The 23221-nt window shown below is 35.6% G+C and carries 19 protein-coding genes and 2 other annotated features; of the genes, 6 read left to right on the top strand and 13 right to left on the bottom strand.

What is annotated here, in order from left to right:
• Positions 1-158 precede the first annotated feature (158 nt).
• On the bottom strand, positions 159-1082 hold the full coding sequence (locus tag J4P91_RS03075) for an alpha/beta hydrolase (protein WP_207992905.1): 924 nt from the start codon (positions 1080-1082) through the stop codon (positions 159-161).
• A 201-nt stretch (positions 1083-1283) separates the two neighbouring features.
• Between J4P91_RS03075 and J4P91_RS03070 the strand changes: the two genes are divergently transcribed.
• The gene (locus J4P91_RS03070) at positions 1284-2045 is read left to right on the top strand and encodes a DODA-type extradiol aromatic ring-opening family dioxygenase (protein ID WP_207992904.1); all 762 of its coding nucleotides are present in this window, start codon (positions 1284-1286) and stop codon (positions 2043-2045) included.
• An 85-nt stretch (positions 2046-2130) separates the two neighbouring features.
• Here J4P91_RS03070 and J4P91_RS03065 read toward each other — a convergent pair whose 3' ends face one another.
• The 5 genes from J4P91_RS03065 to J4P91_RS03045 form a co-directional block, all read right to left on the bottom strand.
• Positions 2131-3345: a multidrug efflux MFS transporter gene (locus J4P91_RS03065; protein ID WP_207992903.1), complete on the bottom strand. Its 1215-nt coding sequence runs from the start codon at positions 3343-3345 to the stop codon at positions 2131-2133.
• A gap of 155 nt (positions 3346-3500) precedes the next feature.
• Entirely contained in the window at positions 3501-6032 is a 2532-nt protein-coding gene (locus J4P91_RS03060; protein WP_207992902.1) for a ThiF family adenylyltransferase, read from the bottom strand.
• An 817-nt stretch (positions 6033-6849) separates the two neighbouring features.
• The gene (locus J4P91_RS03055) at positions 6850-7722 is read right to left on the bottom strand and encodes a GNAT family N-acetyltransferase (protein WP_207992901.1); all 873 of its coding nucleotides are present in this window, start codon (positions 7720-7722) and stop codon (positions 6850-6852) included.
• Positions 7723-7736: 14 nt separating this feature from the next.
• A complete protein-coding gene (locus J4P91_RS03050) occupies positions 7737-9086 on the bottom strand; it encodes a sensor histidine kinase (RefSeq protein ID WP_243763675.1) in 1350 nt (449 codons plus the stop codon).
• Positions 9083-9754 carry a response regulator transcription factor gene (locus tag J4P91_RS03045; protein WP_207992900.1) on the bottom strand — a complete coding sequence of 224 codons (672 nt, stop codon included), beginning with the start codon at positions 9752-9754 and terminating at the stop codon, positions 9083-9085. The genes J4P91_RS03050 and J4P91_RS03045 overlap by 4 nt, the downstream gene beginning before the upstream one ends.
• Before the next feature lie 177 nt (positions 9755-9931).
• Here J4P91_RS03045 and J4P91_RS03040 point away from each other — a divergent pair, with 177 nt between their 5' ends.
• The 3 genes from J4P91_RS03040 to J4P91_RS03030 are packed head-to-tail and all read left to right on the top strand — an operon-like array spanning position 9932 to position 12283.
• The gene (locus J4P91_RS03040) at positions 9932-10864 is read left to right on the top strand and encodes an ABC transporter ATP-binding protein (RefSeq protein ID WP_207992899.1); all 933 of its coding nucleotides are present in this window, start codon (positions 9932-9934) and stop codon (positions 10862-10864) included.
• Positions 10839-11555 carry an ABC transporter permease gene (locus J4P91_RS03035; RefSeq protein ID WP_207992898.1) on the top strand — a complete coding sequence of 239 codons (717 nt, stop codon included), beginning with the start codon at positions 10839-10841 and terminating at the stop codon, positions 11553-11555. Before J4P91_RS03040 ends, J4P91_RS03035 begins: the two co-directional genes overlap by 26 nt.
• Positions 11555-12283, top strand: a complete 729-nt coding sequence (locus tag J4P91_RS03030; protein WP_207992897.1) for an ABC transporter permease — start codon at positions 11555-11557, stop codon at positions 12281-12283. The genes J4P91_RS03035 and J4P91_RS03030 overlap by 1 nt, the downstream gene beginning before the upstream one ends.
• A gap of 58 nt (positions 12284-12341) precedes the next feature.
• Here J4P91_RS03030 and J4P91_RS03025 read toward each other — a convergent pair whose 3' ends face one another.
• Positions 12342-13055 carry a DUF554 domain-containing protein gene (locus tag J4P91_RS03025; protein WP_207992896.1) on the bottom strand — a complete coding sequence of 238 codons (714 nt, stop codon included), beginning with the start codon at positions 13053-13055 and terminating at the stop codon, positions 12342-12344.
• A 350-nt stretch (positions 13056-13405) separates the two neighbouring features.
• Here J4P91_RS03025 and J4P91_RS03020 point away from each other — a divergent pair, with 350 nt between their 5' ends.
• Positions 13406-14509: a CapA family protein gene (locus J4P91_RS03020; protein ID WP_207992895.1), complete on the top strand. Its 1104-nt coding sequence runs from the start codon at positions 13406-13408 to the stop codon at positions 14507-14509.
• Positions 14510-14554: 45 nt separating this feature from the next.
• Here the strand turns inward: J4P91_RS03020 and ilvA are convergent, their stop codons facing one another.
• The 6 genes from ilvA to ilvE are packed head-to-tail and all read right to left on the bottom strand — an operon-like array spanning position 14555 to position 21472.
• Positions 14555-15817 (bottom strand): threonine ammonia-lyase IlvA, encoded by a 1263-nt coding sequence (gene ilvA / locus J4P91_RS03015; RefSeq protein ID WP_207992894.1) that lies wholly within the window; start codon positions 15815-15817, stop codon positions 14555-14557.
• 33 nt (positions 15818-15850) lie between these two features.
• Complete coding sequence (ilvD, locus tag J4P91_RS03010) at positions 15851-17524, bottom strand: dihydroxy-acid dehydratase (protein ID WP_207992893.1); 1674 nt, start codon at positions 17522-17524, stop codon at positions 15851-15853.
• Between the two features lie 44 nt (positions 17525-17568).
• On the bottom strand, positions 17569-18582 hold the full coding sequence (locus J4P91_RS03005) for a ketol-acid reductoisomerase (RefSeq protein ID WP_207992892.1): 1014 nt from the start codon (positions 18580-18582) through the stop codon (positions 17569-17571).
• A gap of 14 nt (positions 18583-18596) precedes the next feature.
• Positions 18597-18827 (bottom strand): ACT domain-containing protein, encoded by a 231-nt coding sequence (locus J4P91_RS03000; protein ID WP_017152296.1) that lies wholly within the window; start codon positions 18825-18827, stop codon positions 18597-18599.
• Positions 18824-20548, bottom strand: coding sequence for an acetolactate synthase large subunit (gene ilvB, locus J4P91_RS02995; RefSeq protein ID WP_207992891.1), 1725 nt, complete (start codon positions 20546-20548; stop codon positions 18824-18826). The genes J4P91_RS03000 and ilvB overlap by 4 nt, the downstream gene beginning before the upstream one ends.
• A 24-nt stretch (positions 20549-20572) precedes the next feature.
• Complete coding sequence (ilvE, locus tag J4P91_RS02990; protein ID WP_207992890.1) at positions 20573-21472, bottom strand: branched-chain-amino-acid transaminase; 900 nt, start codon at positions 21470-21472, stop codon at positions 20573-20575.
• 153 nt (positions 21473-21625) lie between these two features.
• Positions 21626-21869 (bottom strand) — a binding site (T-box leader).
• Between the two features lie 67 nt (positions 21870-21936).
• Positions 21937-22182 (bottom strand) — a binding site (T-box leader).
• 264 nt (positions 22183-22446) lie between these two features.
• Between ilvE and J4P91_RS02985 the strand changes: the two genes are divergently transcribed.
• Positions 22447-23205, top strand: a complete 759-nt coding sequence (locus J4P91_RS02985; protein ID WP_207992889.1) for an SDR family oxidoreductase — start codon at positions 22447-22449, stop codon at positions 23203-23205.
• Positions 23206-23221 lie beyond the last annotated feature (16 nt).

The following is a 23221-nucleotide window of genomic DNA, read 5'->3' as shown; positions in this document are numbered from 1 at the left end:
TCAAACTTCGCGTCTTTTTTATAAACACCGTGACCTTATTTAAAAGCGACAACATCACGAAAATCTATTTCTATATACTCTTTATTTACAAATTCACTCATGCTTTCCCTCCAAATTTCCAAAAAGAAAACCCACTTCGGCAAAAGTGAGGTTTCTTTTTATATAATATGTTCATCTAACCAAGAAATCAAATCTTGGAATACTTCATCTCTATTCACTTCATGGAACATTTCATGCCTTCCATTTTCATATAGACGAAGTGTTACATCTTTTACACCACATTTTTTATACATCTCGTATACTTCTCTTACACCTTTACCCATATCTCCAACTGGATCACGATCTCCAGAAAAAATATGTATCGGAAGGTCTTTAGGCGTTTTTTTATATTCCTCTAGTTTATTCACTTCAAGCACACCATTAAATAATTCACGGTAAAAACTCGTTGAACAAATAAAACCACATAATGGATCTTCTATGTATCTATCAACTTGATTTGTATCTGAAGAAAGCCAATCAAACTTTGTCCGATTCGGTTTAAAGTTCGAATTAAAATTCCCAAATGATAAAAAGTTCAACATTGGACTTTTTGTTTTTGCACCGCGAAGCTTCATTTCAATCGTTGCTACTTGATGACCTATTACACCTAAAAATCCAGGATTTCCGCCTGTTCCAGAAATGAGGAATCCATCATATAGTTCACCGCGCAGTTGCACAGCACGCCTTGATAAAAAAGAACCCATACTGTGCCCTAATAAAAAGAGCGGACAAGTATGTTCATTACGAATCAGTTCCGATACAAAGACTACGTCAGAAACAGCCTGATTCCAGCCAACATTAGGTTCAAAATGACCATAATCCTCTTCTTGTTTTGCTGTTTTTCCATGTCCCCGATGATCATGAGCCATCACACCATAACCAGCTTTCAATAAGGCATCAATGCATTCTGTATAGACACCAGCATGTTCCGTCATACCATGTGCAATCTGTACAATTCCACGTGGTTCATTTTCCGGCAGCCACTTACGTAAATAAATTTCCGATCCATCCAATGCCGTAACAAAGCTTTCCTGTATGTCCATTTTGACACCCTCCAAATCCATTATGTATACCTTTATAAAATGAATGAGCATTCATTATTCTTACTATGTATTATATGCAATTGTTTCCATTATGACAAACACTGTATTTTTTATTTATCAAATGATTCTCTTGACGAAAATAAAATAAAATTATATAGTTACTTACATAAAGTAATTTATATATTTTAGGAGGTTTCACTTATGATGCCATCATTATTTTTAGCACACGGCTCACCAATGCTTGCTATTCAAGATACAGATTATACACGTTTTTTAAAAACACTTGGAGAAACATATAAACCAAAAGCAATTGTTATTTTTACAGCACACTGGGAAAGTGAAGTATTAACCATTTCATCTTCAGATGATGAATATGAAACAATTTATGATTTTGGCGGGTTCCCTCCCGAATTATATGAAATAAAATATAAAGCAAAAGGTTCTTCAACCATTGCAACAATGCTAGAAACAAAATTTAAGAATAAAGGGATTCCAGTTCGCAAAGATACAACTCGAGGATTAGATCACGGTTCATGGACACTACTGCATCGTATGTATCCAAAAGCTGATATACCTGTCGTTCAAATTTCAGTACATCCTTTCCTTCCCGCAAAAGAGCAATATGAAATTGGACAGGCGATTCAAGGACTTGGACGAGAGGATATTTTAGTAATCGGCAGCGGTGTTACTGTGCATAATTTACGCGCGCTTAAATGGGATCAAACAACGCCTGAACAATGGGCTGTCGAATTCGATGACTGGATTATAAATCATATGCAAAATAACGATAAAGATGCATTGTTTAACTGGGAAAGTGCTGCTCCTCACGCACATTTAGCCGTTCCAAGAGCAGAGCATTTTGTCCCTCTTTTCATCGCTATGGGAAGTGGTAATACTGACGGAAAAGTCATTCATCGTAGCTATGAACTTGGAACATTAAGTTATCTTTGCTTTCAATTTTAATTGATTTCAACCAAAAAGGATGAAGCACCACTCGCTTCATCCTTTTTGGTTTATCCAGCATTAACGCTCTATATAATTCACCTCATTAACTAACTTTCAAATGCTCTTTTTCTGATATCTCGGCGCTTTTACTATTGAAATATACCCAAATGCAGGCCATGAATAAAAGCGATGCTGTAGAGAAAAATACATATTGAAATCCAGCATGTGCAGCAATTTGTCCACCGAGTACTGGTCCAATCATATTCCCTAAAAACTGAAAGGATTGATTATAACCAAAGATACGTCCAGTTACATGATGTGGTGTATGTTGTTTTAGTAGAGTTTGTACGGAAGGTAACAATCCAGCTTGTGCAATCCCTAATAGAAAACGCAGTATTAATAATTGCCAAGCAGCTGTCACAAATGCTTGAGGGATAAAGATAATTCCTGCAACAAACAATGCTACAATTAAAGTTTTTTGAGGACCAATATGATCCGATAATCTTCCTAGTTTAGGAGCTGCTAAAATCACAGCTAAACCTGTCGCAGACATCACTGCCCCCGCAATTATTTCAATATGAGCTGTATGAGGACCCGCTAAATGTTTCACATACAACGTAATAATAGGTTGTATTGACATATTTGCAAGTTGAATCATAAAAGTTGCTACAAATAAACTGATAATAAAGTGTTTTGCCGGAACCATCGTCCATACTTTTTTTGGTTGCTCTTTTTTCGCTTGAACAGAATGATTCGATTCATGTAAGAAGAAAAAAACAATTAAAAATGAAAGAAATAAAAAAGCACCCGTTATAAAAAATACGTGGCGCATTCCGATTAATTCAGACAAATACCCACCAAGCATTGGTCCAAGTAATGAACCACTTACACCGCCAGTTGATATAGTAGAAATCGCCCAACCTGAATGTTCTTTCGGTGTTTCTGCTGCAACGAATGTCATTGCAGTGGAGAGAAAACCAGATACAGCTCCCATTAAAAAACGGAGTGCAACTAATTGATACACATTTGTGACAAAACCCATGAGTGTCATAATAATCGCCATCCCAAGGCTTGCACGAATAAGCATCAATTTCCGTCCATGTATATCACCGAGTTTCCCCCATATTGGCGATACAATCGCGCCCATTAAAAAAGTTACACCGAATGCAATTCCCGACCACTGTGCAATTTCGGATGTACCCGTTACGCCTAGATCCTCAATATAAAAGGATAAGAATGGTATCACTAAGCTCATACCTGCTGCCGTAGTAAAACAACCGAGCCAACAAATCATTAAATTTCTTTTCCAGCTGGCCATTTTTACACCTTCTTTCTTAGATACCCATTCTACACCCTTCCGTTAAAAAAGTTTAGTAATATGATTCAAAGCTCAAACATCATTCATTTAAAGGAAATTTAAGAAAAATAAAAATTGCTAATAGAGGGATATACCTTTATTAGCAATTTTTATTTTTAACTAGAATGTACTGTATCTTCTATCATGAACGATTCGAGTTTATTCAAAATTTGTAGCAATTTATGAATCGCTTGCTCCATAAATTCACCATAAGATATCCCATTTGACATAGAAACTAAAAACTCCTCCGTACGATACGTCCTATTTAATAAAGCCTCTTGCATTTGAATATCTTTCGGAATCCTTGATATCACTTGTTCGCAACATAAGCCGATTGCCAATAAATAAGCAATTGGAGGTAAAACGTGATCTCCAAATTCAAAAATAAATGAAGTCTTCAAAAGTGGATTTAAATAGGAGTATGTTTCATTTTTAAATTGTATATCTTCAAAAAATGGATGCTGATCATACTCTTCTCGAATTCTCAAAAAGTCTGTTATACAAATCTCTCCATGATTCTGCACATATTGTATTAAACTCGTTTCAAATAGATGAACCCCATATGTAGATAAAACAACTTGGTGTATTCTTTTTACATACTGACTTGCAATTTCTTGCTTTAATTCTAAACTTATATCCTTATTACGTAAAATAGCTTGAATACAAGTGATTTCAAAGTAGTATGCCAAAATTTCATTTAGTAATTGAGTGCTATCGTCAAAAAATGTATGTCCATAACTTTGATTAAAATACGCATGTCCTAACTCATGACATAATATAAATAAACTATCTACATCTTCATGATAATTAAACAAAATTCTACTTTCTTTTATATTTGGAAAGTAGTATGTTTTATTCACTTCAATTTCATTGTACACTTGTACAAAATCATATTGAAACATTTTTTCAATATGATTAATCCAGCGCTCTTGTCCGATTTGTTCTAAACTGCTGAGTATTATTTCTTTTGCTTCATCAATAGAAATGACACTTCGTTCTTCTTCATTATAAGCTAAAAAATCAGCATGAATTTCTCCTTTTGGATTTGGAAATATGAGCGATAAACTTTTCGTAATAAGAGCATGGAAATTCTCCTGTAATTTCTCCTCAAATATATGTAACGTCTCTTTCTTCACTCCAAATACTTCCAGATAATATTCAGGTGTTTCCATAGATAAATATGCTTGCTTACTCTTTGTAAAAAACTGAAGAATTTCATTTCCTTTGCTTTGCAATAACTCGTAAACTCTTCTCTGCAATTCTTTCTTTTCCTCATAATTCTTTAAGTCACGCATCATCCCGAAAATTTCAGATATAGCATATGTCTCACCTTGATAGACAATTTTAAGGTCTCGAATGATTTGTAAGTACCGCTCATACTCTGTTGTATTTCCCTCCTGTTCTTCTAAATCATGTAGAAGTCTAACAAAATCATGATACCTATCCTCGAGTTCCAAAATAGACAATTGATTCATATGAAGTAAAATGTCGAAAGCTTGATGCATAGATAAAATATCAATTTCAATTACTTTCGGAAGTATAGCTCCTTCAGCATAAGTTATGTTAGAAATTTCATCTATCTTACGCTTCATTTTTTCTTGTTGTAGAGGCATAATTGTTTGCAGCGATTGAATAAATGGATTGCGGGGAATGAACTCGTCATCGGCTGAAGTACGGAAGTTTATAAAATCGAAACTATACGCGCTTTTCATTGTATGCTCATCATTGGCTATATCAGCAAATATAATTCGACTAATAATAAGCGAAACAGCTAAACCTTGAATAATGGTTCCTCTATTTTCTCGAATCACATATTCTGTATCGTAATTTTGAAAACTATCCTCAAGTATTAAAGCACTATCATTGCTATTACTTACATGCAATACTTTTACAAAATCATTATGGTATCCCATTAGAAAATACTTAATTTTCTCTTCATCACAATAATTCATGATGTCTTTATGTAGTTGTAACGAAGATTCATCAAAACATCCAAAAATATAACTTATCTCATTTAATTTTAATTGTAATAAATCATTAATTGTTTCTATTTTCTTATCAAACACTTGAACTTTTACATAAGGATCCATTTTACCCACTCTCTCTTGGATAACATGGATTTTTTTCTTTTTAATATCGTCTGTTTGAAATATCGTTTGTGCTCTAATATTTTTAGGATGAACCGTATCAAAATCAATTACAATAATCTCACCAACACCAAGTTTCGATAGCGTCATGCACAATGTTGCTCCAATCGTACCAACTCCGATAACAACAGCCCTTATCTTCTTCATCTTATGAACAATTGTATCTGCATGTTTAGTGTGATCATGGGTACTGAAATAGTTAAAATTTCTAAGATTAAATAACTGTTCTTCTTTATCTCCATCACAACGCTTTTCATATAGAAGTTGATTCTCATTTATAAACTGAATAATACTTTGTAATTCTTCATCATCTATTCCATTCATGTTCTTCCATGCATATATTTCTTCACGAACATCCCCTACAGGATTCTCTAAAATTTTTAATAATGACCATAGTTTTTGGAACTCATTTACTTCAATAATACGCTCTTCCCCATCATAATAAACAACTTCATTTTTGTTAGGATATCCCCTAAAATTTAAACTTGTTTTCAATCTCATATTCTTCTCTCCATTTCATTGAAAAAGAAGGTGTTTTCACACCTTCTTCTTTTTAAAACTAGCATAATAATAAACAAACACATTGATTCTCTCGTTGCGTAGCTTTTTTAATTTTCACAGTTAGTTTCATTTGAAGACCCCCTTTTCAACATATTGGTAATACAAGGATATATTAACAATCATTCTTCACTAACTTCAACTCAATTCCACATATTCAGAATTTTCAGAGGTTGAGAAAACGCTTTCTAATGCCTATTACTTCTTCCGTTCTACCATTTATTTCCCAATTAAAAACCATTGGCACAATAGCGTTTTATATTTTATCAAATGAAATATTTTATTCCGAAAATATAATATTTCCAAAATATTTTACTTCAAAATCATTATTCTCTATCTGTTAAAGAATTGAATCAATACCACATTTTTCAAGTTGAAAATAAAGTTTATAGAAGACCGTTATGTAACGAATTGACAAAATGATAAAATACAATGTCAAGGAGAAGTGGTGATATACATTTTAATTTAAAAGAATCTATTAAAATACTGGAACGAGCACCACATACATTGGAGTATTTTTTTATCTGGTCTATCGGATGAGTGGATATAATGTAATGACATCGATGGAACCTGGAATATTTCAGAAGTAATTGTTCACCTCATTGAAGGGGAGAAAAATAATTGAATACTAAGGTTGGAAATGATTCTTCAAGAAGATAAAAGTAAATCATTTCCAACATTTGATTGTTATTCTTGCCTAAATGAAGCTTGCGAAGGCTCAGTAGAACAAAAATTACTTCAGCATTAAAACTCCGCATTTTCAATTTTCTCCCCTATGTTTAGGTATTACTTGTGCACGACAGCTCTTTTCATAAAATTCAAGCGGACCTGCTTGACCAATAATTGCATATTCATAACCAATTTGCTTCATGTCAGACAAGCATTGATGTAATAATTCTTTCCCCACACCTTTTACACGATTATGTTTAGCTGTTCCCATTGGTCCAAACAGTCCTTTTCTTCCTCTTACAATATCATAACAAGCAAAACCGATAATTTTTTCATTTTGCTTTGCAATATAAATTGGTGGTTCTTTATATTCTTGAAAACCTTTACTCACCGTTTCAATCCATCGTTCACCAAATTCATACTTAACAAACTGGAGAAGCTCTTCTAAATCAGATTGAGTTACTCTTCTAATGTTATAAATTTGGTGATTCATCATTGATATTTCATCGTTTTTCAAATTCACAATCATATCTCTTGGTACTGATACAATCTGTAAAATACTTTGTTTCACACCTTCACTTATTACATTTTGAATCTCCTCATCTAGCTGAAGAATCGCGCTTAAAACATGGCCTTCATTTACATATACTTGATTAAACTTTTCCATCTTACGCTTAGCTAATTGTAATATTTCTATTGTTTTATAAGAAACTTTATATCCTTGTACTTCTATATATCTTTTATCTTGAGAGTCCGTTTGTTGTAATTGTACGAATTTCGTTACAAAATCTATCCCTATATAATGAAATAAACACATATGCAATTCACTACAAACCCCTGTTCCTTCTTTATAAGCTCCTATAAATAAATCTAACGGACGAATGATATAATCATTATATTTAGATTCTTTGCTTGCAATTTGAAACATTCTATCTACTCGTTTTGTGAACTGGAATTCTCTCATACGTATTCTCCCTTTTACAGCAACTTTTTAAATATATACTTAACTCCCGTATCATCAGATTCTATATCCCATTCAATATCCATCTCTTTCGTCATAACTGCAATAATGGATAATCCAATTCCCGCACCTTTATTTGGCGAATGAGTATTTTGAAAACCTGGTCCATGGTCAACAACTGTAATTGTTTTTTCCTCATGGTTTACATATACTCCTATAAATTTCCCATCATCTGCATGCCTAACTACATTTTGAATTACATTATCTATAATTCTTTGAAACCAATTTTCATCAATATTCCAAAACAAATGCTTTTCTGGAATCACAATGTCAACCTCAAAACCTTTCTCATCTAATATGTCATACCATGATGCAACAAGCTTTCTCATTAAACGTGTCATATCCATTCGTTCTGGATGATATGGATATTTCTTTGCCGTTATTAAAGAATAAGATAATAAATTCTCAATTAATTCTGCCACATAATTAATTTTTTCGTCCATTAGCATCATTGTTTGATACCCTTTTACCGAAATAACTTCTTCTTTCAATGAATCTATTTGTGCACGCATTATCGTTAATGGTGTCCGTAAATCATGAGAAAGATCTGCAATTAATTTTCTACGAAATTGTTCCTCTTCCTCCTCCTTCAATCGACTTTGCTGTAAAGCCTCTACCATACGATTAAACGACTCTTCTAATAAGCCGATCTCGTCTTGCTTTGATATAGAAATTTTTGACGGAAGTGTCTGGTCTTGCGGAAGTTCCATTGCTTTTTGTAGCTTTAATAATCTTTTTCTAATCTTAAGAAAAAAGATGATAGAGAAAATGATAAATACCGTAAAGCATCCAATAATAACCATTTCAAAAACAATTTCATATCTTTCACGTATTTGAGCAATTGGTGCCTTTACATATTTCCTCGGAATTTGAAATACCATAAATGCCCCTTGCTTCTCTTTTCCAATATAAGATACAACTGTAAATGGATCCCCTTCAAAACTCCTTTTCATAAATGCAACTGCATCACTTGCACTCCACTCCTGTGGAATATTTTGTTTTTCAGGAATTTGAAGGTTCGTTTTCCCTTGACTATCTAACCAAAACATTGATCCTTCTGGATATTTTTCTTGAAACTCTCGAAAGGTTCGCTCAATTCCTTCAGGATTTTTTTCGTGTAAATCTGTCGCTTTATTTCTCCATTCCTCTTCTATTTGCACACTCGAATACGCAACATTAAAATCTTCTATCCACTCGATATATTTAATGAAGAGAAACGAACTGAGTGGGACAATGAGAGGTAACATTATAATCGCTATAAATATGATAAATAGATATTTTCGTAACAGTGATGTACTTTTTATCATACTTTACACCGATAGCCTATTCCACGTATTGTTTCTATTATTTGAGGACTACTTGGATTTCTCTCTATTTTTTCGCGTAAATGACGGATATGAACCATCAATGATTTATCCCCTTCTATGTAGGATTCATTCCATACCGCCTCAAAAATTTGTTCTTTCGTTAATGTACGATTCATATTCTTCATCAAATAAAAAAAGATTTGATGCTGCTTTCCTGATAAAACAATTTCTTCACCCGTGTCTGTATCAACAATCCGGTATTCTTTCATAAATACTTTTAAATGTTTCACATGTTGCACTTCTGCTCCATCTTTGTTGTACCGCCTTAATAAAACTTCAATACGTGCCATTAACTCTTTTGGGTGGAATGGCTTTATTATATAATCATCAGCAAATGTTAATCCATATATTTTATCTTCTAATGTTGTTCTTGCAGTCAGCATAATAATAGGGGTATCTGGATATTCCCTTTTAAACCGTTGACCAAGTGTAAAACCATCAAGACCTGGCAACATAACATCTAAAACAATAACATCTGCTATTTCACATACTTCATTCGTACCATTCTCTGAAGTAAACCATGCAACTTCATACTCTTGTTTTTGCAGTTCTCTTTTGACCCATTCCCCAATCTCGAGATCATCCTCAACATATAAAATGTGTGTCATTTTTTCACCTTCATATATAAATTTAACCTTTCTCTTCCATCATAAGGAATACAACACGATTTGAAAACTAGTACACTCCAAAATTAGGGAATACTGTATAAATTTAAACAAATCTTAAACTCTTCTAACATTATCATTAACCTTTATTTCCTATACTTGATTTGAGGTGATAGGAACATGAATTATATTTTGAAAACGACAGGGTTAACAAAAAGATATCGAAATGATTATGTAGTACATAACGTAGATTTAAAAATTCCAAAAGGAGAGATTTATGGATTTCTTGGGCCTAACGGAGCTGGTAAAACAACTAGCATTCGCATGTTATTAGGCCTTATTAAACCAACGCAAGGAAAGGTCGTGATATTTCAACAGGATTTGGCTAAAGAACGCTTATCCATATTATCTAAAATTGGAGCTCTCGTTGAAAATCCATCTTATTATGCCCACCTAAATGCCATTGAGAATTTAGAGGTTTACCGGATTTTAAGAAATGCTCCGAAAGAAAAAATTGAGGAAGTGCTACAAATTGTCGGTTTACAACATGCCGCCAAACAAAAGGTAAAAGAATATTCATTAGGAATGAAACAACGGTTAGGAATTGCCATTGCCTTACTTGGTGATCCGCAGCTATTAATTTTAGACGAGCCGACAAATGGACTTGATCCAGAAGGGATTCATGAAATTCGTATGCTAATTAAACAACTGGCAAAAGAAAGAGGAATTACCATCCTTATCTCTAGTCACTTATTAAGTGAAATTGATCAAATGGCAACTTATGTTGGAATCATCGCAAAAGGAAAGCTTATTTTTCAAGATAAAATAGAGATATTGCGCCAGCATGCTCAGCATTCTATTACACTCATGACAGACAAACCGAATGCAGCTTGGAAGCTCATTCTCGCTAAAGGGATTCCTTCTATGCAAGAGGAGAATCAAATTATTCTATCAAATGTATCAAATGAAATTATTGGCGAAATTGTAAAAACACTTGTAACACATAACATTTCTGTATTCCGAATTGAAGAAAATAAAAAGTCACTCGAAGAGATATTCTTACAGCTTATAAAGGAGGAAGAGACACATGTACAAACGCCTCTTTCAATCTGAGCTTTTAAAAATAAAAAGGAAGTGGATTTGGTTTTTAATCTTTTTAGGACCAATAGGTGTTATTTCTCTTCAAGCATGTAACTTTTTTCTTCGTTATGATTTTTTGACCAATAAATATGCGAAGGACTTATGGAGCGGCCTCATTTCTGAAGCTCAACCGCTTGCTCTCACAACTCTTATATTAGGAATTACGATTGTTACTTCTTTAATTGCACACATAGAGCATCATTCTAGTTCATGGAAGCATCTCTTATCCTTACCTATTAATAAACAACATATTTTTCTAGTAAAATTCATACTGGTATTTTTTCTGCTTACTGTATCTTGTTCTTTATTATTGATTGGCATAGTTGGATTGGGCTTATCATTACAATTCGATGCTTCAATTCCATGGCTTTCTATATTTAAAATGAGTTTCTATCCTTATTGGTCGGCACTGCCAATTGTAGCGCTACAACTATGGATTGCTATCATATTTCAAAACCAAAGTATCGCATTTACAATCGGACTTTTAGGAACTATTTTTACAATGTTTTCAGTAGCTCTTCCCAATTGGTTCATATGGAGATGGCCAAGCCTACGTATTGACTGGGGGTCTCCACTTCTATGTGTAGCAATAGGCCTAATCGTTGGTATATGTATGTTATGTATTGAAACAGCAGATTTTATTAGAAGGGATGTGCATAAATAATGCTTTGGCTTAAAACCATACAAGCTGAATTTTATAAAATTAAAAAAACCAAAATATGGACATTACTATTTTTAAGCCCGATTTTAGCAGGAGTAATAGCTTATGCAAATGCCTCAAACTATTCCGATTATAAACATTGGGAGTTGATTTATAATATCATGATAATGGTACATGGTATGTTGCTTCTTCCATTATTAACAGGCATTTTCACTGCATTTATTTGCCGATATGAGCATTCAAACGGGGGATGGAAACAACTTTTGGTGCAACCGATAGCAAGGTATCATACCTATATAACAAAATTTTTCTTTGTTCTCTTATTTGTAGGTACAATGCAAATTCTCTTCATTATAAGCTATGTTGGTGTTGGACAACTTTTACATATATCTGGTCCATTCCCTCTCATTCCTACAATTAAAAGTATTATAGGCGGTTGGATTGCTACTCTACCTTTAATTGCCTTACAATTATGGGTTTCAACCATCTGGTCTAGCTTTGCAGCACCGATTGCTTTAAATGTTATAGCTTCCATACCCGCTATGATAATTGCAAATTCTGCGAGGTTTGGTCCCATCTATCCATGGTCCCAACCTTTTCTCGCAATGCTTCCTAAGGAAGGCTCTGGACTGTTTTATATCTCTTTTCAAACATTAGTATTTGTCGTAATTGGGAGCTTTGTGATTTTATTTATAGGTGGCTTTGTTCATTTTATGAAAAAAGCATATTAATTTTTTTATACAAATAACCCAAAACTGTTTCAAAACAGTTTTGGGTTATTCAGCCTAACTAAACATACAAATTATATCCATATATAATAGACACAATTATTCCAACTACAAATATTCCAGGCAATAAATTTGCCACTTTAATCTTTATAAATCCAAGCAAATTGAGTCCAATTGCGAAAATCATAATTCCACCAGTCGCAGTCATCTCTACAATAAACTGATTCATTAGCCTTTCTGGTACAAAACTATTAATTTGCGTCGCAAAAATCGCAATACCTCCCTCATATAAAATGACTGGTATTGCTGAAAATAGTACACCTATTCCAAGCGTTGTCGTTAAAATAAGAGAAATAAATCCATCAATAATTGCTTTTGTAAATAGCACATCATGATTTCCACGAATACCGCTATCTAAAGCTCCAAGTATCCCCATTGCTCCGATAGCAAAGATTAGTGTAGCTGTTACAAATCCGAGGGATATACTACCTTCTCCTTTTGAGCCAACCTTTTTTTCTAACCAATCTCCTAAACTCTTTAATTTCTCTTCTAACTCCAACCATTCTCCAATCACTGCACCAATGACAAGACTTATAATTACAACCAGAAAGTCTTCACTTTTCAGTGCCATTTGAAGACCAAGTACAGTTACAGCTAAACCGATTGTATGCATAACTGTCCCCTTCATGCTTTCTGGAATATTGCTTAATAGTTTACCTAATATAGTACCAATTATTATACAAATTCCGTTCACTACTGCTCCTAATATAACCATTATGCCTTCTCCATCCTCTTCAACCATTATTTTTTTAATTTTTATATCTACCATACAACAAAATACAAGGAATTTTAACAGAATTTTCTAAACTTTATAAGTGAAATTGAGTTATGTATTGTATTCTTTCATCGTTTCATGTTACCGTAATATTGCATACACCATGAGAGGAGCTCTCAATACATGCCTATAATCTAACAGAAGTATCTTTCATCCTACATATCATGTCTAGCATACATAAACTAAACTATTAAGCACTTACTCATTTTCTTACACATTATATGAAACTCTTATCAGCAGATTTTCTAAAAGTCAGTCATTATATAAAAATGAAAAAAGGAAAGATAACTATGACACCTTTATTTAAACGATTTATTTTAATAGTAATTCTTATTACACCGATTGTTTTATTGATAAATAACTCCTTTACATCAAAAGCAAAAGATGCAGCTGGAGTAGAAAATAAAAAAGACAAAACAAAGACAACTGAAAAAAAGAAAAAAGAAAATCCTGAAATTACACTTACTTTCTCTGGTGATACAATGTTTGATTGGCAATTACGCCCGGCTATTCAAAAGAACGGTGCTGATTATCCATTTCAACATGTAAAAGATGAAATAACAAAAGCTGATATTTCCTTTATAAACTTAGAATCTGCCTTTACAACACGTGAGAACAAAATTCCTGGCCAGCGATTTTGGATTAAAAGCGATCCTTCCACTCTACAAGCAATTAAAAATACTGGATATGATATTGTCAATATTGGTAATAATCATACGCTTGACTATGGACAAGATGGGCTTATGGATACGATATCTCACGTAGAAAAACTGAAACTTCCTTATATTGGGGCTGGAAAAAATGCGGATGATGCATACACATCCAGGGAAATCACAGTAAAAGGAAAAAAGTTCAAATTCCTTTCCTTTGTTCGTTTTATGCCTGACTTTACCTGGGTAGCTGGTAAAGATAAGCCAGGTGTTGCAAATGGATATGATATCAATCTAGTAACAAAAACAATTAAAGAACAAAAAAAAGACGCCGATTATCTGATTGTCTATATGCATTGGGGCGTTGAAAAATCAAATAGACCTGTAGACTATCAAAAACAATATGTACCGAAAATAGTCGAAGCTGGTGCTGATGCGATTGTTGGAAGTCATCCACATTGGTTACAAGGATTTGAATACTACAATAAGGTTCCTGTCGCTTATTCGTTAGGAAACTTCTTGTTCCCTAACTACATAAAAGGAAAAAGTGCTGAAACAGGTGTATTAACCCTTACCTTTAAAGGAAAAGACGTACAAATGTCATTTAATCCTTACATCATTCGTAATGATCAAATTTCACCAGTCACTCCTGAGGAAAAGAAAAAAGCATTACAATATTTACAAACCGTTTCAACTGATATAGAAATTGATGAAACTGGAACAATTAAAAACAAACGTAGTTAGAAAAAAGGAAGCTTTTTCGTAAAAAGCTTCCTTTCTTTTTGTATATTAAATTAACAGATCAAACAAAACAGGATTTTTATTTAGCTCCATAAATTGAATATTATTTTCTTGGAAACGGGTAATTAATGGTTCATAATCTTCTTTATGTTTTAGCTCCACCCCAACAAGTGCAGGCCCATTTTCTTTATTATGTTTTTTAATATACTCAAAACGAGTGATGTCATCCTCTGGTCCTAAACCTTTATCAAGAAATTCTCGCAATGCTCCTGAGCGCTGCGGAAATTCAATAATAAAGTAATGTTTTAATCCTTCGTAAATGAGAGAGCGTTCTTTCATTTCTTGCATTCTATCAATATCATTATTTCCACCACTTAACGTACAAACGACAGTTTTCCCTTTAATTTCGTCCTTATAAAAATCGAGTGCCGCAATTGAAAGAGCACCAGCTGGCTCAGCAACAATTGCATTTTTCTTGTACAATTCTAAAATTGTTGTACAAATTTTCCCCTCAGGAACTAGTACAATATCATCCAACACTTCTTTACAAGTTTCAAAAGTTAATTTCCCTACTTTTTTAACCGCTGCCCCATCAACGAAACTATCGATTTTTTCTAGGGCCACATTTTCATTTTGTAAAAAAGCTTCCTTCATCGATGCTGCACCCTTCGGTTCTACACCGATTACTTTTGTCGTAGGGCTCACACCTTTTACATATGTACCAATCCCCGATGCTAAACCACCACCGCCAATTGCTGTGAAAACATAATCAACTGGTTTCTCCATATCATGTAAAATTTCAACAGCGACCGTCCCTTGCCCTGCAATTACAAATGGATCATCAAATGGATGAACAAACGTCATGCTATTTTCCTCACAATAGTGCTGTGCTTCCTGAAAAGAACCATCAAATGTATCACCGACTAATACAATTTCCGCAAAATCGCCGCCAAAGAACTGCACTTGTGATACTTTCTGCTTCGGTGTTGTGGTTGGCATGAAAATCTTAGACTGAATCTTCAATAAATTACACGTATAAGCAACCCCTTGCGCATGATTACCAGCACTCGCACATACAACCCCATTTTGTAATTGTTCTTTCGATAAACTTTGAATTAAAGTGTAAGCACCACGAATTTTAAACGAACGAATAACTTGTAAATCTTCTCGCTTTACATACACATCACATTCATACTTCTCAGACAAAACCGAATCACGCTGAAGCGGTGTTTTATTAACGATATCCTTCATATGATTATGAGCCACAAGGATATCTTCGATTTTCACTCTCTCCCTTACATTTTGCACCATCTCGTATCATTCCTTATCTCTTTTTATATAGATTCAATCAAAATTTTGCATTTTTAGCACTGCACCTGTATTCGCTGATGTTACCATTTGTGCGTAGCGTCCAAGCCATCCTGTTTTCACCTTTGGCTCTGGTTTTTTCCACTCTTTCCTGCGCTTTTCTAGTTCTTCATCACTAACTCTCACTTCAAGTAAACGTTCCTCTACATCAATACATACAATATCCCCTTGCTCGAGAAGTGCAATTTCTCCACCAGCAGCAGCTTCTGGTGAAATATGTCCTACTGAAATACCTCGTGATGCACCTGAAAAACGGCCATCTGTTAACAGTGCAACATCTGCACCTAATCCCATACCTGCAATTGCTGAAGTCGGCGCTAACATTTCCGGCATACCAGGTCCACCTCTTGGTCCTTCATAACGAATAACAACAACATCTCCTTTTTTTACTTTCCCAAGCATAATACCTGCAAGTGCCTCATCCTGGGAACCAAAAATGACACATGGTCCTTCAAATCGTTTTACCTCTGTTGCACCACTTTTAATGACAGCACCATCTTTGGCAAGGTTTCCTTTTAATATACGAAGGCCTCCTTCTTTACTATGAGGATTTTCAAGAGAGTGAATGACTTCTTTATCCTGAATTTTTGCTTGAGCAATGTTTTCTCTTAGTGTTTGACCAGTAGCTGTAATACGGTCGAGATGGAGGACCCCCTCTTTTCTACTTAACTCTTTTAAAATAGCACTAATACCACCCGCACGATCAATATCTTCCATATGCCAATTAGAAGCCGGACTTACTTTGCATAAATGTGGAACGCGCCTTGACACTGCATCAATTCGGCTCATATCATAATCAAGCCCCGCTTCCTGTGCGATTGCTAGCGTATGTAATACCGTATTGGTTGATCCTCCCATCGCCATATCTAATGCAAATGCATCATCAATCGCTTCTTCTGTCACGATGTCACGCGGTTTAATATCTCGTTCAATTAATACTTTTAATTTTTCAGCTGCCTGTTTAATTAGTTCCTCACGCCTTGGGTCTGTTGCTAAAATACTGCCATTCCCAGGAAGCGCAAGCCCTAATACTTCGCATAAACAATTCATTGAATTTGCGGTAAACATGCCTGAACAGGAACCACAAGATGGACAACCATGATCTTCAATATCCTTTAACTCTTCTTCTGAAATTCTCCCAGATTGATAAGCACCTACCCCTTCAAAAACGGAACTTAAGTCGACTACTTCTCCTTTTGATGTTTTCCCTGCAGCCATTGGGCCACCGGAAACAAATACGGTCGGAATGTTAACACGTAGTGCTGCCATCATCATACCCGGTGTAATTTTGTCACAGTTCGGAATACAAATCATCCCATCAAACCAGTGTGCATTTACTACTGTTTCAACTGAATCGGCAATAATCTCGCGGCTTGGGAGCGAATAACGCATACCAATATGTCCCATCGCGATCCCGTCATCTACCCCAATTGTATTAAACTCAAATGGTACCATTCCTGCCGCTCGTACAGCTTCTTTCACAAGACGACCAAATTCATTTAAATGTTTATGACCTGGAATGATTTCAATAAAAGAATTACAAATCGCTACAAATGGCTTATCAAAATCCTCATCTTTTAAACCAGTTGCTTTTAATAAACTTCGATGTGGTGCTTTGTCAAACCCCTTTTTAATCATGTCACTTCTCATCTTTTCAAGTCCCTTCTTGTTCATTTTCCTCTATCTATTTTCTACTATTTTTTTACTAAGTCTTTTCCCTCTGGCTGCGGAATCCAAGTCATCATCTCTCGTAATTCTGCTCCTACTTTTTCAAGCTGATGATTTTGCTCTGCCTTTTTCATCGCATTGTACGCCTTACGCCCTGCTTGATTTTCTAAAATCCATTTCTTTGCAAATTCTCCTTGTTGAATCTCCGTAAGAACTCGTTTCATCTCTTTCTTCGTTTCATCTGTAACAATTCTAGATCCTGTTACATAGTCACCAAACTCTGCGGTATCTGAAATAGAATGGCGCATATTCGTTAAACCGCCTTCGTACATTAAATCAACGATTAACTTCAGCTCGTGTAAACATTCAAAATACGCAATTTCTGGGCGGTATCCACCTTCTGTTAACGTTTCAAAACCCGCTTTTACAAGTGCAGTTACCCCGCCGCACAGTACAGCCTGTTCTCCAAATAAATCCGTTTCTGTTTCCTCTTGGAATGATGTTTCAATTACACCTGCACGTGTACAGCCAACCCCTTTTGCATATGCAAGAGCTACATCAAAAGCATTTCCGGTCGCATCTTGATGAACCGCAACTAAAGCTGGAACCCCATTTCCTTCTTGGAATACACGACGAACAAGATGTCCAGGACTTTTTGGGGCAACCATCGCTACATCTACGTAACTTGGCGGCTCGATTTGTCCAAAGTGAATATTAAATCCATGTGAGAAAAGTAACATTTGTCCTTCGCGAAGATTCTTTTCTACTTCATTTCGATATACATGCGCCTGCTGTTCATCCGGTAGTAACACTTGCACAACATCTGCGGTTCGTACCGCTTCTGAAACGGACATTACTTCAAAACCATCTGCTTTCGCTACATTAAAAGATTTTCCAGGACGAACACCAACTACAACACGAACACCGGAATCACGTAAATTTTGTGCTTGTGCATGACCTTGTGATCCATAACCAACTACCGCCACTGTTTTCCCTGCTAATACCTCTAAATTTGCATCTTGTTCATAATATGTTTTCATTTTTCATACACTCCTTATAATTTATTTACTTGCAATACATCAATTAACTTTTTTAACTGATTTACGAGCAGCGTTGCTTCATTTTCGGTACAAACTGCTGTAAGTTTCATTTCCGAAACATCTCTTGTTTCTCTTTCATTTAAGTCTAAAGAAGAAATATTATAGCCACGCCGGGCAAATATCCCACTTACTCTTAGTAAAACACCAGGATCATTATTGACAACGAGAGAAAAAGTATGACTCATTCTTCCCACCTCTTCATAATCATTTCATGATTCCCTTTATTAGGAGGAACCATCGGAAATACGTTTTCGCCCTCCTCTACACAAAAATCAACAACAACGGGTCCTTGATGACAAAATGCTTCTAACATGACTTGTTTCGCTTCAATCGGATTTGTAGCACGCAAACCTTTTACTCCGTATGCTTCTGCTACTTTTACAAAATCAGGTGACCCAATCTGTGATTCAGATAAGCGATTTTCATAGAACATCTCTTGCCATTGCCGTACCATGCCTAAAAATTTGTTATTGATAATAAAAACTTTCACTGGAATATTATTTTCAGCAATTGTTTGCAATTCTTGAATGTTCATTTGAAATGAAGCATCTCCTGCAATACAGACAACTGACTTATCCTCAAAGGCAAGCTGAGCACCGATTGCTGCAGGAAATCCAAATCCCATCGTTCCTAGTCCACCAGATGTAAGAAATGTTCGAGGTTTCTTCGCCTTATAAAAATGCGCTGCCCACATTTGATGCTGCCCAACTTCTGTGGTCACAATTGCTTCACCATTTGTTAATTCACTTACTAAATGAATCACGTGCTGCGGCTTTAATTTTGATTCATTCTGTTCATATGAAAGTGGGTATTCTTCTTGCCACGCTCTTACTCTCTCTACCCATGCATCAGTTTGACACTCCACTCTCATATTTCTTAGCATGTGTAACGACCGCTTCACATCCCCTACAACCGGGTATTCTACCGTTATATTTTTATGAAGTTCAGCCGGATCAATATCGATATGTACCTTTTTCGAATGAGGTGAAAATAACTCTAGCTTTCCTGTGACTCGGTCATCGAAACGAACTCCAAATGCAAGAAGCAAATCACATTCCGTTACTGCCATATTTGCAGCATACGTCCCATGCATACCGAGCATTCCTAAAAACAGTGGATCTCCCGGCGGATAAGCGCCGAGTCCCATTAAAGTCGAAACAACTGGAATCCTGTTCTCTCTTGCAAATATTAGAAGCTCTTCGGATGCACCTGCATGAATGACACCGCCGCCGATATATAGTAGTGGGCGATTCGCTTTTGAAATTGCCTTCGCCACACTCTCCAGCTGCATCTTGTCTGGTTCGATCCGTGGCTTATAACCTGGAATTTGAACTTCCCCTTCGAAAAAGTTCGTTACAATAGAATTTTGAACATCCTTTGGAATATCAATTAATACTGGGCCTGGCCGTCCGCTTTTAGCAATATAATATGCCTCTTGCAATATACGTGATAGCTGATTTACATCTCGTACTTGGTAATTATGTTTTGTAACCGGCATTGTAATTCCCACAACATCCGCTTCTTGAAATCCATCTTTTCCAATGAGAGGTGTCGCTACTTGACCGGTAATTACGACTAAAGGAATCGAATCCATATACGCATCTGCTAAACCAGTAACTAAGTTTGTAGCTCCTGGTCCGGAGGTAGCAAATACTACCCCGACCTCCCCAGAAGCTCTCGCATATCCTTCTGCACCATGAATTGCAGCTTGTTCATGACGTGTTAATACATGTTTTAAGCCACTGCCATACAGTGCGTCGTAAACTGGTAAAATAGCTCCGCCCGGATAGCCAAACACTGTTGTGACACCTAATTTCTTTAAACATTGAATCACATGTCCGGCACCTGTTACTTTTTTTACTTCTCCGCGATATGCTTCATCACACACTGCATGTTGCTTTACCATTTCACTAACTCCTTCCCCTGTTTGTTAAGCTAAGCTTTCTGCTAGTCCCGGAACGCGCACTCCTCGCTCTCTCGTTAACTTTTTAAATTCTTCCGTTAACTGTTTTGTTACTTCTCCTGGTTTTCCATTTCCGATTTCTCTTGAATCCACTTTTACAACTGGAATTAATTCCGCTGCAGTTCCTGTTAAAAATACTTCATCTGCTACATATACATCGTGACGAGTAAATGGTCTTTCTTCACAAGGAATATTTAGCCGTTCACAAAGTTCAATGACACTATTTCTTGTAATCCCTTCAAGAGCCCCTAAATATGCAGGTGGCGTTACTACTTTTCCATCTTTCACAACGAACACATTATCTCCTGATCCTTCACAAACATACCCTTGCTGATTTAACATAAGCGCTTCTAGCACACCTGCTTGTGCTGCTTCAATCTTTACTAATACGTTATTTAAATAATTCATCGACTTAATACGTGGATCCAGTGCATCTGGCATATTTCGGCGAGACGCAACAGATACAACGCTAAGACCGTTATCATAAAATTCTTGCGGGAACAACTTTAATTGTTCAGCAATGATGATGACACTTGGTTTCGTACAGCTTCTTGGATCCAGTCCTAAATCCCCTTTTCCTCTTGAAACAATTAATCTAATATATGCATCTGCATATTCATTTTTCTGTAGTGTCTGTAAAACCGCTTGCTCCATCTCTGCGATTGTCATCGGGATCGTTAGTAAAATCGATTTCGCAGATTCATATAAACGCTTTAAATGCTCTTTTAAGCAAAATACATTTCCGCCGTAGCTACGAATCCCCTCAAATACGCCGTCTCCATATAAAAAACCATGATCGTAAACAGATACAACAGCCTTTTCTTTTTCTACTAATTCCCCATTCATATAGATATACTGGTTTCCCATCCTACATCGCTCCTCTTTTTTATCTCTTTATGTGCAACCCATATTTTTTATCGATTGCTGAGAAGAATATATTTTATCTAAATCTTCTGTAAATTAACTATAAAAATATCCTCGCCTCAGCAATCGATTTTCTACAAACGTGTAGCAATCCATTGCTGAGACGAGGGAATCGTGGTACCACTCAGCTTTCTTATACTTCTCGCGAAATACAAGCTCTGTAAGTCCTATTAGACTTTTGTTCTTTTATCGTGAACAACTCCGCTGCTTTCTACTCAGTTTTTTCGAAGGCAGTGCTCTGAGGTGATCTTCAACCGATACAATTGTTACCACCCTCTCAGCCAAGGGGCAGCTCTCTGAAACAATTTATATCGTTTACTCTCCTCTTCTTTGCATTCTTCTATTCTCTTTTCTAAAGTAAAAACTCTCGCCTCAGCAATCAATCACTACATCATAGTAGCTTTGATTGCTGAGGCGAGAGTTTCGCGTTACCACTCAGCTTCCTTATACTTCTCACGAAATATAAGCTCTATAGGTCCTGTCAGACCCTCGTCCATTTACCGGAGACGATACCGCCGCTCTCTACTCAGTTTCCCTTTCGCAAGCGATGCTCCGAGGTGATCTTCAATGATTCGATCGTTGCCACCCTCACAGCCACGGGGTAGCTCTCTGAAACTTTCATAATCATCTACTTTCCTCTTCTTTGCACATACCATATATAAAAGTTAGAAAATTCTTAATTAACTTTTAAGTTGTTACACGTATTATAGGACTTTGTTCTTTTCATTGTCAACATGTTTTTCGAAAATTTATATTTTAAATTATAATCCGAACATTTTAAGCTAGATATTTTTTATCAAAACAAAAAAAAGGAATAAATCTCAATCAAACACTCATATATTACTTAAGGCTTGTCTATTCACATAAGAAAAGACAGCTTCATACATATGTAAAATTATTAAGGAGATGATGTGAATATGTTAAAAGGAAAAATCGCATTAGTTACTGGAGCAAGCCGTGGAATTGGACGTGCTATTGCAAAACGTTTAGCAAGTGACGGAGCATTAGTTGCTGTTCATTATGGAAATCGTAAAAGTGACGCGGAAGAAACAGTGCAGGAAATTCAAGCGGATGGCGGTTCAGCTTTTTCTATTGGGGCAAATCTTGAATCATTGCATGGTGTAGAATCTCTTTACAAATCTTTAGATTCTGAATTACAAAACCGTACTGGTGAGACTCATTTTGATATTTTAATAAACAACGCCGGAATTGGTCCTGGAGCTTTCATCGAAGAAACAACTGAAGATTTTTTCGATAGAATCATTTCCGTAAATGCCAAAGCACCATTCTTCTTAATACAGCAAGCATTACCTCGATTACGTGATAAAGGGCGTATTATTAACATTTCATCTGCTGCAACACGAATTTCTTTACCCGATTTCGTTGCCTACAGCATGACAAAAGGTGCAATTAATACAATGACTTTCACGCTAGCAAAGCAGCTTGGAGCAAGAGGGGTAACAGTTAATGCGATACTACCAGGCTTTATTAAAACAGATATGAATGCTGAACTCTTAAGTGATCCAATGATGAAACGATATGCAACTGAAATCTCTGCTTTCGGCCGTTTAGGAGAAGTAGAAGATATTGCAGATACCGCTGCATTTCTTGCTTCCCCTGACAGCCGTTGGGTTACTGGTCAATTAATTGATGTGAGCGGTGGTTCTTGCTTATAAAAAAACATATAGTTTC

Origin of the sequence: Bacillus sp. XF8 (genome assembly GCF_017498755.1) — a bacterium.
In the GTDB taxonomy this organism is placed as follows: Bacteria; Bacillota; Bacilli; order Bacillales; family Bacillaceae_G; genus Bacillus_A; species Bacillus_A bingmayongensis.
This window is presented reverse-complemented; position numbering and strand designations above follow the sequence as displayed.

Excerpts from the sequence above, each read along its gene's own strand:
- J4P91_RS03050 (WP_243763675.1), bottom strand. The coding sequence starts at position 9,086 with ATGATAAAAAGTACATCACTGTTACGAAAATATCTATTTATCATATTT.
- J4P91_RS03040 (WP_207992899.1), top strand. The coding sequence starts at position 9,932 with ATGAATTATATTTTGAAAACGACAGGGTTAACAAAAAGATATCGAAAT.
- ilvD (WP_207992893.1), bottom strand. The coding sequence starts at position 17,524 with ATGAGAAGTGACATGATTAAAAAGGGGTTTGACAAAGCACCACATCGA.
- J4P91_RS03065 (WP_207992903.1), bottom strand. The coding sequence starts at position 3,345 with ATGGCCAGCTGGAAAAGAAATTTAATGATTTGTTGGCTCGGTTGTTTT.
- J4P91_RS03000 (WP_017152296.1), bottom strand. The coding sequence starts at position 18,827 with ATGAGTCATACTTTTTCTCTCGTTGTCAATAATGATCCTGGTGTTTTA.
- J4P91_RS03045 (WP_207992900.1), bottom strand. The coding sequence starts at position 9,754 with ATGACACACATTTTATATGTTGAGGATGATCTCGAGATTGGGGAATGG.
- J4P91_RS03070 (WP_207992904.1), top strand. The coding sequence starts at position 1,284 with ATGATGCCATCATTATTTTTAGCACACGGCTCACCAATGCTTGCTATT.
- J4P91_RS03035 (WP_207992898.1), top strand. The coding sequence starts at position 10,839 with ATGTACAAACGCCTCTTTCAATCTGAGCTTTTAAAAATAAAAAGGAAG.
- J4P91_RS03005 (WP_207992892.1), bottom strand. The coding sequence starts at position 18,582 with ATGAAAACATATTATGAACAAGATGCAAATTTAGAGGTATTAGCAGGG.
- J4P91_RS03025 (WP_207992896.1), bottom strand. The coding sequence starts at position 13,055 with ATGGTTATATTAGGAGCAGTAGTGAACGGAATTTGTATAATAATTGGT.
- J4P91_RS02985 (WP_207992889.1), top strand. The coding sequence starts at position 22,447 with ATGTTAAAAGGAAAAATCGCATTAGTTACTGGAGCAAGCCGTGGAATT.
- J4P91_RS03030 (WP_207992897.1), top strand. The coding sequence starts at position 11,555 with ATGCTTTGGCTTAAAACCATACAAGCTGAATTTTATAAAATTAAAAAA.
- J4P91_RS03060 (WP_207992902.1), bottom strand. The coding sequence starts at position 6,032 with ATGAGATTGAAAACAAGTTTAAATTTTAGGGGATATCCTAACAAAAAT.
- J4P91_RS03055 (WP_207992901.1), bottom strand. The coding sequence starts at position 7,722 with ATGAGAGAATTCCAGTTCACAAAACGAGTAGATAGAATGTTTCAAATT.
- J4P91_RS03075 (WP_207992905.1), bottom strand. The coding sequence starts at position 1,082 with ATGGACATACAGGAAAGCTTTGTTACGGCATTGGATGGATCGGAAATT.
- ilvE (WP_207992890.1), bottom strand. The coding sequence starts at position 21,472 with ATGGGAAACCAGTATATCTATATGAATGGGGAATTAGTAGAAAAAGAA.
- ilvB (WP_207992891.1), bottom strand. The coding sequence starts at position 20,548 with ATGGTAAAGCAACATGCAGTGTGTGATGAAGCATATCGCGGAGAAGTA.
- J4P91_RS03020 (WP_207992895.1), top strand. The coding sequence starts at position 13,406 with ATGACACCTTTATTTAAACGATTTATTTTAATAGTAATTCTTATTACA.
- ilvA (WP_207992894.1), bottom strand. The coding sequence starts at position 15,817 with ATGGTGCAAAATGTAAGGGAGAGAGTGAAAATCGAAGATATCCTTGTG.